Here is a 16,440-nt window from a genome sequence, read left to right as displayed (position 1 = left end):
CGCACGGCCTTCTCTCGCACCTCGGCTGGATAGACATTCGGCATAAGGATTACCTTCCCAAGAAAGAAGGTGCGCATCAAACCCGGGACGATTCAGAGCGACTTTACGCAGCATCCGGGCTACGACAGCGCCCTGTCTAGGGCATCACCCTGCACAGTGCGTCCAGCGCGCCCGCCCACGCACTGTCCGAGGGAGCTGCATAGTTGACCACCAACGCGTCCCGCTCGGGCAACTGCCACCCGGCGCCCGCCACTTCGTAACGGAACTGCGCGATCCCGCTGACCGCCAGTCCCTGGCGGGCCGCCGCCTCCACGACCGGGCGCTCGGTCCCGCGCGGGAGTTCGAGGACCGCTTGCAGCCCGGCAGCCATGCCGGTGACGCGGACGCCGGGGGCCCTCTGCGCCAGGGCCGAGACCAGTTGGTCACGGCGGCGCCGGTAGCGCACCCGCATCGAACGCACATGACGGTCGTACGCGCCCGACGCGATGAACTCCGCGAGCGTCAGCTGCTCCAGCGCACTCGTCATATAGTCGCCGTGCGCCTTGGCCGTCACGATATCCGGGATGAGTTCCTCTGGTAGCACCATCCAGCCGAGCCGCAGCCCCGGCGCCAGCGACTTGCTCACCGAACCGAAATAAGCCACCCGCTCGGGGTCGAGGCCCTGCAGAGCACCCACCGGCTGACGGTCGTATCGGAACTCCCCGTCGTAGTCGTCCTCCAAGATCAGCCCGCCGGTGGCACGCGCCCAGTTGACAGCCGCCGTGCGCCGGTCCGGGCTCAGCGCGACCCCCGTCGGATACTGATGCGCCGGAGTCATCAAAACCGCACCTACTCCGCGCAGTCGTGCCAACTCGTCTGTGCGGGCCCCATATTCGTCGACATAGAGGGGCGGGGTACGCAGGCCGGCACCGGTCAGCAGGTCACGATAGAGATCGAGGCCGTACGACTCGACGGCCACCGCCTGCACCCGCCGCGCCCTCAGTGCCTGCGCGATCAGCGTCAGACCATGATGGAAACCGGAACAGATGACGACCCGCTCCGGCTCGACGAACACCCCACGGGCCCGCGCCAGATAGTCCGCTAGGGCGGTGCGCAGCTCGACCCGGCCGAGGGCATCGCCGTAACCGAAGGCGTAGTGCGGCGCCGCGGTCAGAGCGCGGCGGGCCGCGGTCAGCCACTGCATGCGCGGAAAGTCCGTGAGGTCGGGTGAACCCGGCATCAGTCCGTACGTGGGACGGCGCTGAGTCGGCGTCGCACGGGCAGCTGCGGGCGCGGCTGGGCGCGGCTCGGCCCGCCTCGCGACCCATGTCCCGGAACCCTGCTGCGCGCTGAGCCAGCCCTCGGCGACCAGTTCGGCGTAGGACTCGGTCACGGTATTTCGTGAGATACCAAGATCGGCGGCGAGCGAGCGGGACGCCGGCAGCCGCGTGCCAGGCGCCAGACGCCCCGTGCGCACGGCCTCTCGCAGTGCGTCCGTGAGGCCAGCGCGCAGCTTGGGTCCGTTCAGTTCCACGTGCAGGTCGGCACCGAACCCAGAAGGTGCCCCCGCAGAATTGGTATGACGATCTGGCATAGGAATGGACCATACTCTAGAGCCAATCAGAACGTAGCGTTCCTGGCATGACGATGAACGAAGTACACGAAAGCAAGGAACCTCTCCCCGAGCACGCACCCCGCCTGGACTGGGCAAAGTTCGCACCCGAGGCCTACAAGGCCATGATCCGGCTTGACACGGCCGCGGGGCAGGGCGTCGAGCCGACGTTGCTCAACCTGGTCAAGATCCGCGCGTCCCAGATCAACCACTGCGCCTTCTGCCTGGACATGCACAGCAAGGACGCACTGGCCGCCGGCGAATCGGCGACGCGGATCATCCAGCTCAACGCATGGACGGAGTCGAGGCACTTCTACACGGCGAAAGAGATCGCAGCGATCGAGCTGACCGAGTCGATCACCGTGCTCACAGACGGATTCGTCCCGGACGAGGTGTACGCGAAGGCCGCGAACGAGTTCGACGAGACCGAGCTGGCTCGACTCATCGTTGCGATCGCGACGATCAACACGTGGAACCGCTTCGGCGTATCCACCCGATTGGTCCCCGGTCACTACACGCCGGACTCCTAACTCACCGAGCGAGCGAACGCGCCAGGGCGACCGGCGAACTCGCGGAGGGGTTCTCGCGTCCGAAATCCGGCATCCGGGCGGACGGTGGCCGAGAACCACCGGGACCTGCTGTCCGGATGCGTCCGAAATCCATACCTCTTCCGGCACACCAACACTAGGAGATCATGGTGAGTACCGCTTCGACTCTTCCACGCCGGCAGCCACTGGCTCGTGCCGCCGACGAGTTCGCGCTCACCACCGTCCTGCTGTTCCTCGCGGTGACTGTCGTCCGGTGGTTGCGTGATCCGGACTCCACCCTTTACATCGCTGACCTGGACGTCGCACTTGCCGTTATCGGGATTCTCAGTGGGATCATCCTCACCGGTCTGATGTTCAGCCCACCCGGCAGACGCGCTGGCGGGCACATGAATCCCGCCGTGACCATCGCCCTGTGGCTAATGAACGGCTTCCCTGGTCGCAGCGTTCCGCCCTACATACTCGCCCAACTTGCGGGTTCAGCGGTGGGGACGGGGCTCGGGCGCCTGGTGTGGGGGCGTGCGGTCTCGTTCCCTCCTGTCGACTACGCCGCGATCAGGGCCGCGTCCGCCTGGCGGCCCGCGTCCGTCTTTCTCGCCGAGATGGGCTCGATGATGGTCCTGATCGTCGTCGTCGGATTCTTCCTGGCCCGTCCCGGCTATACACGACTGCTGCCGTACGTCATCGGACTGTCAGTCGGGCTGGTCATCGCTCTCCTCGGTCCCCGCAGCGGAGGATCGATCAACCCCGCTCGCCAGTTCGGTCCTGCTGCACTCTCTGGGCGTACAACCGATCTATGGATCTATCTGGTCGCGCCGATCCTGGGAGCGGTACTCGGGGCCTCGGTCGACCACGCACTCAACCGGCGGTTCCGCACGCGCCGGGCACTCGTGACGATCCCCACTGCTTTCGTCCCGGACGTGCCGCAATCGCCGAGTGGTCGGCCGGGAGCATTCGCCAAGTACACCCACGGCGTCCCCATCGACCGCCCGGACAAGATTGCACCGGACGCCTGACGGGTCTCGATCGTACGGGCAACAAAAAGATTCAGCTGCACCTGTTCTGGGACTAGCGGTTCAACATCGACTCGAACCCGACATTGCGTTGGAGACGCATGGTCACGAGATCGCCGACCTCATGCGGGACTTCCTTCATCCATCGCATCCACTGACCTCACAAGCTGGGACGTACCGATCCGCGTTCGCCCCGTTCCATTCTCGGCATCAGATGCCGGGAACAACACAGAAAAGGGTTTGACATGAAGAATTTTGCTCGTGGTGCACTGATCGCGGTTGCGGCCGTCACTGTCATCGGAGGGTTCGGCACCGGCGCCGCGTCTGGACATCCGGCAGGCGCTCTGGACAGTCTGGTATCGGTCCACCAGTCGTCGATCGATAACTCGTTCCCTCACCGTCCTCACAACCCCATCGGCCCTCACCGCGTCGGCCCCAACCCATTCGGTCACGAGCGGGGAGGTCCAACAGAACGTCACAGGTTCAACCCGTTCCAGTGGGGTATCTGTCCCGGCATTTCTCCCCAGAGCCATTGCCTCCCTTAAAGGCCGCTGTGGTCGGGCTACTGGGGCGAGAAGAATCTGACGCCCGCCGCCAATTGTGTTTCCGGCCTGCACAGAGGCCAGCGCTTCCGAAGAGCAGGTACCCGTATGACATCACCGTGCCGCGGTTGGTGGCGGCGGTTCAGTTCTCACTACCATTTCGTATAGTCAGGAGTAATCATGAAGATATTTCTTGCCGGCGCATCCGGCGTGATTGGGCAGCGGCTGATTCCCCGGTTGATTCAGGCGGGCCACGTAGTCGGCGGCATGACGCGCTCGCCCAGCAAAACGGAGCTACTGGGTCACCTCGGTGCCGAACCGATTCTTTGTGATGTCTTCGACCGAGAGGCTGTCATCCAGGCGGTTCGTGACTTCAAACCGGACGTCATGCTGAACGAGCTGACCGATCTGCCGGATGATGCGGCGCAGATCAGTGAACACGCAGATCTGAACGCTCGCATCCGAACCGAGGGATCCCAGAATCTGATCGAGGCCGCGCGGCGGAGCGGGTCGCCGAAGGTCCTGGCTCAAAGCGTCGCCTGGCAATTGCCTGATGGGCCCGACGCTCAGGCGGTCGCAGAATTGGAGCGTTCCGTTCTCGCTGAGGGCGGCGTTGTATTGCGCTATGGACAGTTCTACGGGCCCGGCACCTACAACGAGCAGCAGCAACCCGAGGGACCTCGGGTTCACATCGACCGAGCTGCCGAACGAACGGTGGAGGCGCTGGGCGAGCCAACGGGCGTCGTCGTCATTATCGACTGAGCGCACGACCGGGATCCGGCTGACCGTCGCACTGTGTTGAATTCGGGGTAGAGAGTAGAAGTCATGGCGATCATGTTCGAGGGGCTCTGGCCGTCCAGGTGTTCGCAGTTGTCCTGGACGAGCAACACCCGGCGGTGAACGAAGTGCTCTGTCAGCACCTCCAGAGCCGGGTCGGAGGACTGTTCCCGCAGTTCTTACGCAGCGACGACGTTGTCCGCCAACGGTTCCGTGGAACTATTCGCCGGTACTGCCGCCATCGACAGCGCGACTGATGCGGCGAACTACCGCATTGTCACCAACGCCACGCGTCCCTGGATCAGTAACGCAACCGAGGCGGCGCCGGACCTGAAGCTCCAGATGATGACGACCAACCAAAGACGTGGGCCCGTCATCGAGTTGGTGGCGAGCGTGTGAACACATATCGAACTGTCCCGCAGTGCCAGTGGGTCCGCCGCAACGTTCATCGATCACATCAACCCGTTGATGGCCTGTTGAAGCTCGCCACGTTCGACACCTGCGGTATCGAATGGATAAGCGCGGACACCGTCGACGGCGACAATGTGTCAATTCTGTGTCACGTCGGACCTCGCGCCCGGCCCGAAGCTTCGGCGACGGTGGGTGAGATCGTGTTCACGCGGACGACGTTGCGCTCGACGACTATCTTCAGTCGTGGCAGCGCATGATCGCGCGCGGTGCCCACGCGCGATTCGCGTGGAGCGTGGTTACCGGTCTCATCGGGCATGCGCCGAAGATGGTGGAGGAACGTGTCAGCCGGGGCATCGAGAGCGAGCCGCGGCATCGAGCCCGAGATAGCGGCCGGCTTCGATCCACTCGTCATGCTGCTCGGCAAGAACCGCGCCGACGAGCCGGATCGGCACGGCGCGGTCGGGGAAGATCCCGACAACATCGATCCACCGGCGGATCTCCTTGTTCAGCCACAGCGGATTGTTCGACCAGATCTGCCGCCAGATCCGCTTCGGGATCCCAGTGCACGCGAGGTGATCGGCACGCGCGGCGTCGAGGTGATCGGCCACCTTCGGTAACTTCCCCGACAAAGCACCGCTTACTCGATCATATTGGGCATGAACAGATTCGGCATCCGGTTGGTAGTAGACCGAGTGCAGCAGGGTCTTGACCCTCCCCCGCGAGCGGACGGCGCTGTGAGCGTCGATCAGCTTCGGGAATGGAACCTATCGAAGTAGGGGAGTGGAGATCGTCGTGTGACAGCCGGCGAATCGCCCGGCTGGAGTGACTGCTCGGTCGTCTACCTCGGCAAACCCAGGATCCGTTCGCCGATGATGTTGCGCTGAATCTGATTCGACCCGCGTGCGATCCGGCGTCCCCGGCTCTCGAGGAACACTCGCTGCAGAGAGTCGAGTCGATATCCGCCACCCCCGGGCCGGGTCAGCGCCGACGCCCCGAGAAGCTCCAGGGCCGTCGAACCGAAAATGCAGTGATACTCCGACCAGTTGACCTTGTCGATCGCCAGCAACTCGTCGACGGCCTGCCCCTCTGCGACTCGGGCACCGATCACGGAACCAACGGCACGCATCAACTCGACCTCGATCACCAGTTCCGCCAACCGCTGGCGGACGATCACGTCGCCGAGCCGACCGTTCTTGTCCAGCCGCTCCACCAACACGTCCAATTCGTGGCGATAGCCGACGTACTGCGTAGCCGCCTTGCCCGCTCGCTCGGCGCCGAGTGTGGTCATCGCGACCGCCCAACCGTTGCCGAGCCCACCCACCACATTGGTCAAGGGGGCGCGGGCATCGGTTATCCGTTCCTGCGCAAACCTTTTGTCGCCCGACGCCATCCGGATGGGGTCGACGTCGATGCCGTTGTCCGTCATGGGAACAAGGACGAACGAGATTCCGCGGTGTCTCGGTGCTTCGCGGTCGGTGCGGCACAACAGGAACATCATGTTGGCCTGGGCTCCGTTGCTGGTCCAGATCTTGTCACCGGTTATCCGCAACTCGTCACCGTTCACGGTTCCGCTGGTCCGCAGCGAGGCGAGATCGGATCCGGTCTCGGGTTCGGAGAAGCCCTGGCACCACGTGTCTTCGCCCGACAGAATGCGGGACAGGAACCGGCGCTTCTGGTCCTCGCTCCCGTGCGCCAACAGGGCGGGCGCAAGCAGGGTCTCGCCCATTCCGAGATGCGGGCGTCGAAGTCCCGCGCGCGCGAACTCCTCCTCCACCACCAGAGTTTCGACTGGTCCCAGGCCCCGGCCGCCGTGTTCCTCCGGCCACGACAGGCACAGCCAACGCCCCTTCCGCAACAGATCGGTCCAGTGCTTCTCGGCATCGGTGGCTTCGTGCCCGAACGGTTCCTGCGCGTATTCGAGTGGCATCCCCTCGACGCGGTGGTCGGCCAGCCAGGCGCGGACCTCGGCCCGCAGGTCCGCCAGCGGAGCGGGTTCGTCGACCCGCGCCGGCGCCTCGAACGCGGTGCCGGTGGCGAGGACTCCGGCGAGCAGACGCTCGCGGTGCCACGCCGACGACCCGAGCATCAGCTGATCCGTCTTCGCCCGCTTGAGATGAACATGAGCCTCGTGCTCCCAGGTGAAACCGATCGCGCCGTGCAGTTGAATCGTCTCGCCGGCGATCTGCAGGTACCTCTCGGTCCCCGCGACGCTGAGCAGGCTCACCAGTGCCGGCAGTTCCGGCGCTCCGGTATCCGCGGCGTGAGCGGCGGCGACGACGGCAGCGGCGACCGGTTCGAGCGCCCGGATCAGATCGGCCAGTCCGTGTTTGACTGCCTGGTTGGTACCGATCGGACGACCGAACTGGTTGCGGGTCTTGGCATAGTCAGTTGTCAGGTGCAGGCACCGGCGGGCGCCGCCGACCCTCTCCGCCGCCTGCACGACGAGCGCCTTGTCGAGCGCCCGGGACAGCGCCTCCGAAATGTCTGCGGTGCCACTGATCCGTTGCGCTGCCGCGCTGTCGAAGGTGATGGTCGTCAGCGGACGGGTCAGGTCCAGCGCGGGTTGCCGGACCCGCAGAATGCTCGCGTCCGATGGTTCCACCAGAAAGAGACCGGTCCCGTCTTCCGTTCGGGCGGCGACGACGATCGTGTCGGCGCAGTGTCCGAAGATCACGTGATCGGCCCGTCCGTCGACCCGCCAGCCGTCGCCGTCCGGGTGTGCACGCACCGTCTCCGAGCCGGCCTGCCACCACCCGTCGGCATCGGCAAATGCCAGACACCCGAGACGAGTGCCAGCGGCGAGACCTGGCAGCAGCTCACTGAGCCAACGCTCCCGAGCGCAATCCGCGATGGCGAGCGTGGTCAACACGGAACTCGCGAAGTAGGGGCTACACGCTGCGGAGCGCCCGAATTCCTCGGCGACCACCACGAGGTCACCGATACCCGCGCCTGATCCGCCGTATTTCTCGTCGACGAGCATTCCTTGCAGTTCGAGTTGTTCGGCCATCGTCGCCCACATCTCGGGTCGGTATCCGAGTTCCGTGTCCTGGACGGCCAATACTTCGGCCGGTTCACTGGTTGCGGTGAGAAACTCGCGAACCGCGTCGCGAAGCACGCGGTGTTCAGCGGTTGTTGTTGTTGTCATACCCATTCGATTGTCTCCTTCGATTGTCCCGTGTAGCACCACCTCGGTCGGGATCCCCAGACCTGGGATGACCGGGCGGCCCGCGACCTGTCCGCCCGGTTGTGCATTGTGTTGTCTTATGGCTTTTCGACCGCAGGTGCCGCCGTGCGCACGGACTCACACGAGCAGTGTTCTGCGCGTCAGAATCGCTTGCTTCATGGCGATTCCCCCGCCGTTGGGGTAGGCCGCAATCTTGTCGGTGAGCTCGGTTGCCCGGCCCAAAACCTGTTCGTCCGGCACCATCTCGTATGCGATGCTGCGGCGCAACAGGTCAGGACCGTACTGACGTTCACAGGCCAGCGTGAGCTGCAGTGCCTGGTTCACGTCGAATTTCGCGAGCAACCACCGCAGATTGTTCGGCGCAGCTACCCCCATCTCCGCCTCGCCGACCATGAGGAACGACGTCTCTCCCACCACGAGGAGGTCGCAGGCCAGCGCGATCGCCGCAGCACCGTTGACAGCGGCCCGCTCCAGCGCCCCGATCAGCGGCTTCTCGAACCCGGACAGGGTGGTGTGCAGGTCGGCGATCGCCGCGGTAATTGCCGGCTCACCCGGGCGTACCTCGGCCAGATCCAAACCGGAACTGAAGCACCCGCCTGCGCCGTACAGCAACACCGCTGTGACTGTGTCGTCGTCCTGAGCGTCAGCGAACGTTCTGGCGAGCTGGACGACCATCGGGACCGTCAAGGCGTTTTTGCGCTCCGGACGATTGAGTTCTATGTCCAGCCGCCCACTCTGATGGTGCCGAACGACCACGACATCGCTCTCCGTAGAACTCACAACATGCTCCTCGCGCGGCCGTCGAACTGCCCGGCGGGAGCAGCCTGCCGCCCCGTGGCGCGTTCGCCGCCTATCAGGGACACGTTGCCTCTCAACCACATTGGTGTGCTCATCGCTTCCTTCCGGAATCGCTAACGACAGGCTGGTGCCTTCAGGCCAGGTTCGTGGACAGCGGTGCCGTCGAACGTTCTGGTTCTGCCTACTTGTTCGGGTGGTGCGCGGCGATCGTGGTTGCGTCGCGTTCGGGGTTGACCAGGATGGTGGCGGCGAGTGCGCCGACCAGCATGATGACTCCCACGATGACGAAGCCTCGGCCGTATCCAGCGGCGGTGTCGGCGGCGCCGGAGACGAGGGAGCCGATGAGAAGTGGTGCCGCGACACCGCCGAGGCTGTAGATCGCGACGGTGATGGACATGACGGACCCGCGTTGTTTGGCGGGCACCACGTCGGAGAGCAGGGAGAACGCCAGTCCCCAGGCTGCGGTGTTGAGGGAGAACGCGAGCGCGATCAGCACCATTTGAGTGGGTCCGACGGGCAATGTTGTGAATCCGATCATGCACACACCGCCGGCGGCGAGGAGGCCGGCAGCGAACAGGGCGCGGGCGGTGCGGGACGATCGTCCGGCCAGCGAGAGGCGGGTAGAGATCAGGCCGGCGACGAAGGTCAGGATGACGGCCGCGGCGAAGGGCAATGTGATCAGCAGTCCGGTGGCGTTGGCGCTGTAGTGCAGGCCTTCACGGAGGTACAGCGGTAACCAACTCACCTTCAACGCGGTCGCCCAATAGGAGCAGAACGAGAAGATCGCGACACCGATCACTGTGGGGCGAGTCCACAGGAGCCGGACGGGCACGGTGTCGGGAAGCGTCACCGCCTGTTTCCCGGTGCCCGCCCCGGCATTGCCGGCGGGTCCTTCACCGCCGATGAACAGCCAGGCCACCAGCCAAATCACTCCGGCGGCCATGAGCACGAGAAACGCTGCGTGCCAGCTGTAGCTCTGGATGATCCAGGTCAGGACCGGTGCGGCGATCAGGGGACCGAGGGAGGCTCCCATGATGACTACTGACGCCGGTAGTGAACGGCGGGTCGGGGAGAACCAGGTGTGGGCGATCTGCTGGGACAACGCCCCGGCGGGGCCTTCGGCGAATCCGAGCAGCATCCGGCAGGCGAGGAAGACCCCGAATCCGACCGTCGTAGTCATCGGGGCCAGGCTGAGCACCCACAGTCCGACCAGGCCGGCGAGGAGCCATCGCGCGGAGATACGGCCGCCGAGGGATCCGAGGACGATCGCGCCCAGGGCGAAGAGCCAGAAGAATGCGCTTTGGGCGGTGCCGAACTGTTCGCTGGTGAGTCCGAGGTCTGCCTTGATCTCGACGCCGGCGAGGCTGACGACGACCTTATCGGCGAAGTTGATCAGCATGAACGCCATCAGCATCAGGGTGATGATCCAGCCACGCCGGCGAACGCGGGGGCTGTCGAGTTCACGGTCGGCGGCGAGGCCGCCCTCGGTGCGAGTTTGTCGATTCTGTAGGGACACGAGTGCTCCTGGGGCCGTGACGGTGAGGGGTGGGTGGCGTGTTGGCGTGTCAGGTCACGTCAGGGAGTACTCGCCCAGCCGGTAGTGCGCGACGATCTCGTGGCTGTGTTCGCCGAGTTCGGGGACTCGCCCGGCGTCTGCGGTGCGGGGGGTGCTGCGGGAGCGGTAGGGGAGTCCTGGGATGGAGTAGGTGTGTCCGTCGGCGGTGCTGCCGGTGGTGAAGATGCCGCCGGCAATCACATCGGGGGCACTGGGAACCTGGTCGTAGGTGCGTACGGCGCCGGCGACGATGCCGACGGATGTCAGGGCCGTGAGGGCGGCTTCGGTGTCGAGGCCGGCGAAGAATGGTGCGAGCGCGGCGAGGAGTTCGCCGCGGTGGGCGACCCTCGCCGGGTTGTCGGCGAAGCGGGGATCCTTCGGCAGGTCGGGTCGGCCCGCGAGGTCGCAGAGCTGGGTGAATCGCTGCTCGGTGTAGGCGGAGACGACGATCGAGCCGTCGGCGGTGGGGAAGATGTCGGCGGCCGGTGCCGCGGCCGGTTGCCCGTTGCCGCGCCGGTGGGGCGCGACGCCGGTGATGGAGTATTCGCCCCAGTTCACGCATTGCAGGTCGATCGCCACGTCGAGCAGTGAGACGTCGATGTCATCCCCGAGGCCGGTACGTTCTCGTCGGAACAGGGCCGCCAGCACCGCCTGCGTGACCACGTAGGAGGTGGCGTGGTCGACGAGCGGGAAACCGACCCGTTGCGGGTCTCCGTCCGCCTCTCCGGTCACTGACATCATGCCGGTTTCCGCCTGGGCGGCAATGTCGAGGCCCGGTCGGCGGCGGGAGGGTCCCTCGGTGCCGAAGCCGGACACCGCGGCGAGGACGACGGTGGGATTCAGTTCGCGTATTTCGTCGGCCGACAGGCCCAGCTTTTCCATCACCCCTGGTCGCAGGTTGTGGATCACGACGTCGGCTCGGGCGATGAGGGCCCGGGCGTGGCGGAGATCGTCCTCGGCTTTGAGGTCGAGGACGATCGACTTCTTGCGCCGGTTGTAGGCGCGCATGATGGCCTCGCCGTAGACGCCGATCCCGCGTGCCTGGTCGCCGCCGGGGCCTTCGATCTTGAGGACGTCGGCGCCGAGGTCGGCCAGGGTCTGCGCGGCGCCTGGCGCCGCGATGTACTGACCGAAATCGACGACCATGATCCCGGTCAGAGGCAGGTCATCGGGAGCGTACGCAGAGTCTGGCATGGTTCCTCATTCTGTGCCGGTGTGGACCTCGGGGCTGGTGGAGCCGTTCTGGGTCCTCAGCGTGGCCGAATGGGTTGCTGTCGTACCATCGGCGGCTGTCACACTCTTCACGTCAGTAGTGTGTGACCCGTCACACCTAGGAGGCGTTCGATGCGCACTGCGCCCGAGGCAACCAAAGACGATCTGCAGGGCACGATCGCCCGTATTCGCCGGTCGGTGCCGCGGATGGCACGGGCAATCATCGACCGCTACATCGCCACCTCGCCGCTCTACACGCAGACCGCGGTGCCCGAACATTTGCACCGGGACGGCGCCCACACCGTTCGATCGCTGCTCGAGGTGTGCCTGCAGTCGATCACCGACGAGTCCATCGACGTCGCCGACACGATGCGCGAGAACATCGAACGCGGCACCGAACGAGTCGCGGAAGGGTTGCCGCTACGGGAGTACATGCGCTGCTGGCAGATCGGATTCGACGTACTCTCCGAAGAACTGGAACGCGAACTCGGCACCGACCACGGACTGTTCTGGTTCGCATACCGCCGCGCCCATACCACGTTTGACTGCATGCTACGAGAGGTCATCTCCGCGTACGAGATCCACGCGCACGACCTCATTTCGGCGCAAGACCGAAACCATGCCCCCACCATCGATGCCCTCCTGCGCGGCGACGGATGGGTGTTCGACGACCCCGACTCCGTCCCTGCCGAACCGAGCATCATGTTGCTGCACATCGGTGACACCCCCGCCGAGGGATCAGGCGACCGGAACGCCCGATCACTGGCGGCCACACGGAAGGTCCGCGCCATTCGCGCCCACCTCGCCAGGGCCGTCCCCGGCCTGTGGCTCATCGATGTCCGGCCTCGGCACGCTCGGATTCTGATGTATCCACCGATCGGGGCACTCGACCCGCTGGCCGTGGACCTTGCGCGGGTCAGCGGCGCACCGGTGACGATCGCTATCGAGGACGCCACTTCGATCGAGGATCTTCCGCGTGCCGGCACCACGGCCGCCGAGGTACTCGACATCGCGATCCGGTCCGGCCGCACCGGCACGGTCAGCCGAATGAGCGATGTCGCACTTGCGCACCATTTCGCCCACACCAGTGCGTCGCTGCCGGTGCTGCTGGACCGCTGCGCCCCGTTGCAATCGCGACCGGACCTGGTGCACACCCTCCGGGTCTATCTGGCCAGCAACCTGGATCGACGGGCCACTGCGGACACCCTGGTGGTCCATCCCAACACCGTCGACAACCGGCTCATCCGCGTCCGCGAACTGACCGGCCTCGACGTACACGTCACCACGGAGCTGCTCACTCTCGCGGTCGCGGTCAGCGCCGCCACCGTTCACCCCGACGCGGGGGCCGACCACCCGCAGTGAATCTGTGATCGGTCACAGATTGGGGCCGGCAGGGGTGTGCGCGCAGACGATTGTTCGGCTGATGTCCGGTGCACAGAATGAGGCGCACGGATCGCAGCGTCGCGGTCCGACACCCACGCCGAGGAGAACGCCACATGACGGACATCATCGACTACGCCGACAAAGTCTGGAAGGGCGAAGCCAACCAGAACGCCTACCACCACGGAGACCTCCGGAAGGAGGGAATGCACTACATCGCGGAGGGCGCATACATGTGGCCGGCATTCGGCAACGTCTACGTATTTCCCACCAAGGCTGGCCTTTTCGTCTACGACACCGGCGACCGCCGCACTGCCGTAGACCTGTTCGCAGCCACCCGGCGAATCTCCGAGCAACCGGTGCACACGGCCGTCTACTCGCACGGACACGTCGACCACGTCTTCGGCATGGAACCCTTCGACACCGAAGCGCGCGAGCGCGGCTGGACCCGCCCCACGGTCCTCGCACACGAAAACGTCACCAGCCGGTTCGACCGCTACAGGGAAACCCGCGGCTACAACGGCATCATCAACCAACGCCAATTCCAGGCGCCGAACCTGATGTGGCCGGACGAATACCGATACCCCGACGTCACCTTCACCGACCAGACCACCCTCGCCATCGACGACCTGCAGGTGCAACTGCATCACGCCCGCGGTGAGACCGATGACGCCGCGATCGCCTGGATGCCCGACCGCAAGATCCTGTGCTGTGGTGACTTCTTCATCTGGGCCAGCCCCAACGCCGGAAACCCGCAGAAGGTGCAACGCTTCGCACACGAGTGGGCCCAAACCCTGCGGTGGATGGCCGACCTGGGCGCCGAAATCCTTCTCCCCGGACACGGGCTCCCGATCCTCGGCGCCGACCGAATCCGCACCACCCTCGCCGACGCCGCCGAACTCCTGGAAATCCTGCACGGCCGCACCCTCGAGATGATGAACGCCGGAGCGACCCTCGACGAGGTCGTGCACACTGTCACCGCACCAGCGGAACTGCTCCGCAAGCCCTACCTCGCCCCCTCCTACGACGAACCGGAATTCGTCATTCGCAACGTCTGGCGCCTCTACGGCGGCTGGTACGACGGCAACCCCGCCAACCTCAAGTCCGCCGCCCGCGCCGACCTCGCCCGCGAGGTCGCGGACCTCGGCGGCGGCGCCGCCCAACTGGCCGAGCGGGCCCGCGCCCTACTGGCACGAGGCGAACACCGGCTGGCGGGACACTTCGCCCAGATGGCCACCGACGCCGATCCGCAGAGCCGCGACTCGCATCAGGCCCGCGCCGACATCTTCGGCCAGCTGGAACAAGGCGCCACTTCCACTATGGCGAAAGGCGTCTACGGGTGGGCAGTGGCGGAATCGCGAGCCTTCCTCGACGGCAGCGACCACGCGACCGAACTCGAGGCCAAAACGGCCGGCCGCGCGCGATGGGCATTCTGACCTCAGAAAATCCCCGTCCACCAGCGGACTCAGGTTCGGTGGATGAGGAACCGGACTACCGGTACACGCTGGCGAACGAACGCACCTACCTGGCATGGATCCGCACCGCTATGGCGCTCCTGGCGGCAGGTGTGGCTGCCCATCAGTTACTTGCGTTGCCCTCCGGGGCACTGCAGATGACGATCACGATGGTGTGTTTCGGGCTATCCACCGTCGTCGCCTCCGGCGCGTATCTGCGCTGGAGGGCCGCGCAGTCGGCCATTAGGCGGAACCTGCCACTTCCGGGCTCCGTCCTCGTGCCCGCTCTCGCTCTCGGTCTGGGGATCCTCACGCTCCTCGCCGCCGGAGCGGCATTGTGGTCGTGATCGGGTCCGCCGACCGGGATCCGGGATTACAACCAGACCGCACGGCATTGGCCTGGCGGAGAACCACACTCTCCGCCGCCGCGACGACGGTGGCGCTCCTCCACATTCCCCCCACCCATAGTGACCGCGCGGCTTCGCTCACCTTGGTACCGATGGCGGTGCTGCTGCTCGCGATCACGTACGTCAGCCACCGGCGAGGCCGTTCGCTGCGGCGGGGGACTCAGGGAATGACCGGACACCATGCCTTGCTGGTAGCTCTACTCGTAACAGCCACAGCGATCGCGGCTGCCGCGACCGCAGCCTATGCCCGATAGCCGCACTCTCGAACCATAATTCGAAGCACACGCTGGAAGGAGACACCGATGCCCGTTGCGGAAGTCGACAACAACCCGCTGTTCGGAGGCACCGAAATCACCGTTGTGGCCCCAGGAATCTTCACGATGGGCCTACAGGGAAATAGCTTGGCCGTAGAAACTGATGAGGGATTGCTCGTCGTCGACTCCGGACCGAGCCCATCCGTGGTTCCTCAGGCACTCGCACAACTCCGCGAACACACCGACCAGACAGTCCGCTGGATCGTCTACAGCCACGGCCATCTCGGTTACAACTACGGTGTGCCAGGGTTCCTGGCCGAAGCCGAAAGGCGCGGAGAACCCCGCCCGACGATCATCGCCCACGAGAATGTCGTTCGCCGCTACCGTCGCTACATCGAGACCGCCGGGCTCCAGAACCACATCAACTCCCGCCAGTTCCGTCGGCCGATCAAAGAGTTCACGCCAGTGCCGACCCTGACGTTCCCCAACCAAACCTACTGGGATGCAATGACACTCGACGGCCCGACCCGTCAGGTTCGGCTGTTGTGGGCACCGTCGGAGACGGACGATGTCACCGCCGTGTGGTTGCCCCAAGAACGGATCCTCTACGGGAGCGCCGCAGTCATCGACAGCATCCCGAACATCGGCACGCCCATGCGCACCATGCGGGACGCCGTGCGGTGGGCGAACACCCTCGACAGTCTTGCCGCCCTCAATCCTGCCGTCCTGATCCCCGAGTTCGGATCAGTCATCCACGACGTCGGCGCCGAGCAACTGGCCGCCACCTCGGCGGCACTTCGCTGGCTGCGCAGAGCCGTCGTGGAACGCCTCAACAAGGGAATGGGCGTCGACGACATCGTGCACGATATCGACTACCCGACCGAACTGTTCGAGGTCCCGTGGATGAAACAAGCCTACGGGCATCGGGACTTCATCGTGCGGGACATCGCCCGCTCGGAAACCGGGTGGTGGGACGGCAACCCGACCCACCTACACCCCTCCCGGCCCGACGTCGCCGCCAACGCGCGCGCGGCAGCGATCACCGACAAGCAGGCCGTGCTCGACCAGGCACACCGACTGCGTGACGCCGGACAGGTTCAGGAAGCGCTGCACGTCGTCGATCTGCTGGCACTCGCGACCGCAGACTTCCCAGAGGCCCACCACGCCCGCAAACTGAAATCCGAACTGAGTGCGCTTCTGGCCAAAGACGCACCCAGCTACGTCTCGCGCAGCTTCTATCGCGCCGTGACCTAAAGCGGCACACAGCAAGATGAAGGGCGGAGCCGGTCGATCTTGCGCAACTCTCGCCCGGCAGAT

General features: G+C 65.4%; 15 protein-coding genes and 1 pseudogene. 9 read left to right on the top strand and 7 right to left on the bottom strand.

Going from position 1 to position 16,440, the window contains the following annotated elements:
* Nucleotides 1–136 precede the first annotated feature (136 nt).
* Complete coding sequence (locus ACFWAY_RS42370) at nucleotides 137–1,573, bottom strand: PLP-dependent aminotransferase family protein (RefSeq protein ID WP_378514705.1); 1,437 nt, start codon at nucleotides 1,571–1,573, stop codon at nucleotides 137–139.
* Between the two features lie 47 nt (nucleotides 1,574–1,620).
* Between ACFWAY_RS42370 and ACFWAY_RS42365 the strand changes: the two genes are divergently transcribed.
* From ACFWAY_RS42365 to ACFWAY_RS42350, 4 genes are all read left to right on the top strand, one after another.
* The gene (locus ACFWAY_RS42365) at nucleotides 1,621–2,121 is read left to right on the top strand and encodes a carboxymuconolactone decarboxylase family protein (protein ID WP_378514704.1); all 501 of its coding nucleotides are present in this window, start codon (nucleotides 1,621–1,623) and stop codon (nucleotides 2,119–2,121) included.
* A 167-nt stretch (nucleotides 2,122–2,288) separates the two neighbouring features.
* Nucleotides 2,289–3,152: an MIP/aquaporin family protein gene (locus tag ACFWAY_RS42360; RefSeq protein WP_378514703.1), complete on the top strand. Its 864-nt coding sequence runs from the start codon at nucleotides 2,289–2,291 to the stop codon at nucleotides 3,150–3,152.
* A 719-nt stretch (nucleotides 3,153–3,871) separates the two neighbouring features.
* Entirely contained in the window at nucleotides 3,872–4,453 is a 582-nt protein-coding gene (locus tag ACFWAY_RS42355; protein WP_378514702.1) for an NAD-dependent epimerase/dehydratase family protein, read from the top strand.
* 228 nt (nucleotides 4,454–4,681) lie between these two features.
* Nucleotides 4,682–4,867, top strand: a complete 186-nt coding sequence (locus ACFWAY_RS42350) for a hypothetical protein (protein WP_378451210.1) — start codon at nucleotides 4,682–4,684, stop codon at nucleotides 4,865–4,867.
* Nucleotides 4,868–5,027: 160 nt separating this feature from the next.
* Here ACFWAY_RS42350 and ACFWAY_RS42345 read toward each other — a convergent pair whose 3' ends face one another.
* The 6 genes and pseudogenes from ACFWAY_RS42345 to ACFWAY_RS42320 all read right to left on the bottom strand — a co-directional run bounded on the left by ACFWAY_RS42345 (nucleotide 5,028) and on the right by ACFWAY_RS42320 (nucleotide 11,610).
* Entirely contained in the window at nucleotides 5,028–5,195 is a 168-nt protein-coding gene (locus tag ACFWAY_RS42345) for a hypothetical protein (protein ID WP_378451211.1), read from the bottom strand.
* A 25-nt stretch (nucleotides 5,196–5,220) separates the two neighbouring features.
* Nucleotides 5,221–5,589: pseudogene (locus ACFWAY_RS42340) on the bottom strand (transposase); the annotation flags it as partial.
* Between the two features lie 128 nt (nucleotides 5,590–5,717).
* The gene (locus ACFWAY_RS42335) at nucleotides 5,718–8,024 is read right to left on the bottom strand and encodes an acyl-CoA dehydrogenase (protein WP_378514701.1); all 2,307 of its coding nucleotides are present in this window, start codon (nucleotides 8,022–8,024) and stop codon (nucleotides 5,718–5,720) included.
* A 156-nt stretch (nucleotides 8,025–8,180) separates the two neighbouring features.
* Nucleotides 8,181–8,843, bottom strand: coding sequence for an enoyl-CoA hydratase/isomerase family protein (locus ACFWAY_RS42330; protein ID WP_378451213.1), 663 nt, complete (start codon nucleotides 8,841–8,843; stop codon nucleotides 8,181–8,183).
* 199 nt (nucleotides 8,844–9,042) lie between these two features.
* Nucleotides 9,043–10,377, bottom strand: coding sequence for an MFS transporter (locus ACFWAY_RS42325; RefSeq protein WP_378514700.1), 1,335 nt, complete (start codon nucleotides 10,375–10,377; stop codon nucleotides 9,043–9,045).
* Nucleotides 10,378–10,431: 54 nt separating this feature from the next.
* Nucleotides 10,432–11,610, bottom strand: coding sequence for a CaiB/BaiF CoA transferase family protein (locus ACFWAY_RS42320; RefSeq protein ID WP_378451215.1), 1,179 nt, complete (start codon nucleotides 11,608–11,610; stop codon nucleotides 10,432–10,434).
* Nucleotides 11,611–11,760: 150 nt separating this feature from the next.
* On the opposite strand from ACFWAY_RS42320, the gene ACFWAY_RS42315 reads away from it, so the two are divergent.
* The 5 genes from ACFWAY_RS42315 to ACFWAY_RS42295 all read left to right on the top strand — a co-directional run bounded on the left by ACFWAY_RS42315 (nucleotide 11,761) and on the right by ACFWAY_RS42295 (nucleotide 16,377).
* Nucleotides 11,761–12,990: a PucR family transcriptional regulator gene (locus tag ACFWAY_RS42315; RefSeq protein ID WP_378514699.1), complete on the top strand. Its 1,230-nt coding sequence runs from the start codon at nucleotides 11,761–11,763 to the stop codon at nucleotides 12,988–12,990.
* A gap of 134 nt (nucleotides 12,991–13,124) precedes the next feature.
* A complete protein-coding gene (locus ACFWAY_RS42310) occupies nucleotides 13,125–14,444 on the top strand; it encodes an alkyl sulfatase dimerization domain-containing protein (protein ID WP_378514698.1) in 1,320 nt (439 codons plus the stop codon).
* A gap of 38 nt (nucleotides 14,445–14,482) precedes the next feature.
* Nucleotides 14,483–14,809 carry a YidH family protein gene (locus ACFWAY_RS42305; RefSeq protein ID WP_378514697.1) on the top strand — a complete coding sequence of 109 codons (327 nt, stop codon included), beginning with the start codon at nucleotides 14,483–14,485 and terminating at the stop codon, nucleotides 14,807–14,809.
* On the top strand, nucleotides 14,800–15,123 hold the full coding sequence (locus ACFWAY_RS42300) for a DUF202 domain-containing protein (protein WP_378514696.1): 324 nt from the start codon (nucleotides 14,800–14,802) through the stop codon (nucleotides 15,121–15,123). The genes ACFWAY_RS42305 and ACFWAY_RS42300 overlap by 10 nt, the downstream gene beginning before the upstream one ends.
* Before the next feature lie 48 nt (nucleotides 15,124–15,171).
* Complete coding sequence (locus ACFWAY_RS42295; protein ID WP_378514695.1) at nucleotides 15,172–16,377, top strand: alkyl sulfatase dimerization domain-containing protein; 1,206 nt, start codon at nucleotides 15,172–15,174, stop codon at nucleotides 16,375–16,377.
* Nucleotides 16,378–16,440 lie beyond the last annotated feature (63 nt).

Source organism: Rhodococcus sp. NPDC059968 (genome assembly GCF_042738615.1).
GTDB lineage: Bacteria > Actinomycetota > Actinomycetes > Mycobacteriales > Mycobacteriaceae > Rhodococcus_F.
This window is presented reverse-complemented; position numbering and strand designations above follow the sequence as displayed.

Bases quoted from the DNA above. Each gene is read 5' to 3' on its own strand.
- ACFWAY_RS42365 (WP_378514704.1), top strand. From the start codon at position 1,621: ATGACGATGAACGAAGTACACGAAAGCAAGGAACCTCTCCCCGAGCAC.
- ACFWAY_RS42320 (WP_378451215.1), bottom strand. From the start codon at position 11,610: ATGCCAGACTCTGCGTACGCTCCCGATGACCTGCCTCTGACCGGGATC.
- ACFWAY_RS42295 (WP_378514695.1), top strand. From the start codon at position 15,172: ATGCCCGTTGCGGAAGTCGACAACAACCCGCTGTTCGGAGGCACCGAA.
- ACFWAY_RS42345 (WP_378451211.1), bottom strand. From the start codon at position 5,195: ATGCCCGATGAGACCGGTAACCACGCTCCACGCGAATCGCGCGTGGGC.
- ACFWAY_RS42355 (WP_378514702.1), top strand. From the start codon at position 3,872: ATGAAGATATTTCTTGCCGGCGCATCCGGCGTGATTGGGCAGCGGCTG.
- ACFWAY_RS42370 (WP_378514705.1), bottom strand. From the start codon at position 1,573: ATGCCAGATCGTCATACCAATTCTGCGGGGGCACCTTCTGGGTTCGGT.
- ACFWAY_RS42310 (WP_378514698.1), top strand. From the start codon at position 13,125: ATGACGGACATCATCGACTACGCCGACAAAGTCTGGAAGGGCGAAGCC.
- ACFWAY_RS42315 (WP_378514699.1), top strand. From the start codon at position 11,761: ATGCGCACTGCGCCCGAGGCAACCAAAGACGATCTGCAGGGCACGATC.
- ACFWAY_RS42335 (WP_378514701.1), bottom strand. From the start codon at position 8,024: ATGACAACAACAACAACCGCTGAACACCGCGTGCTTCGCGACGCGGTT.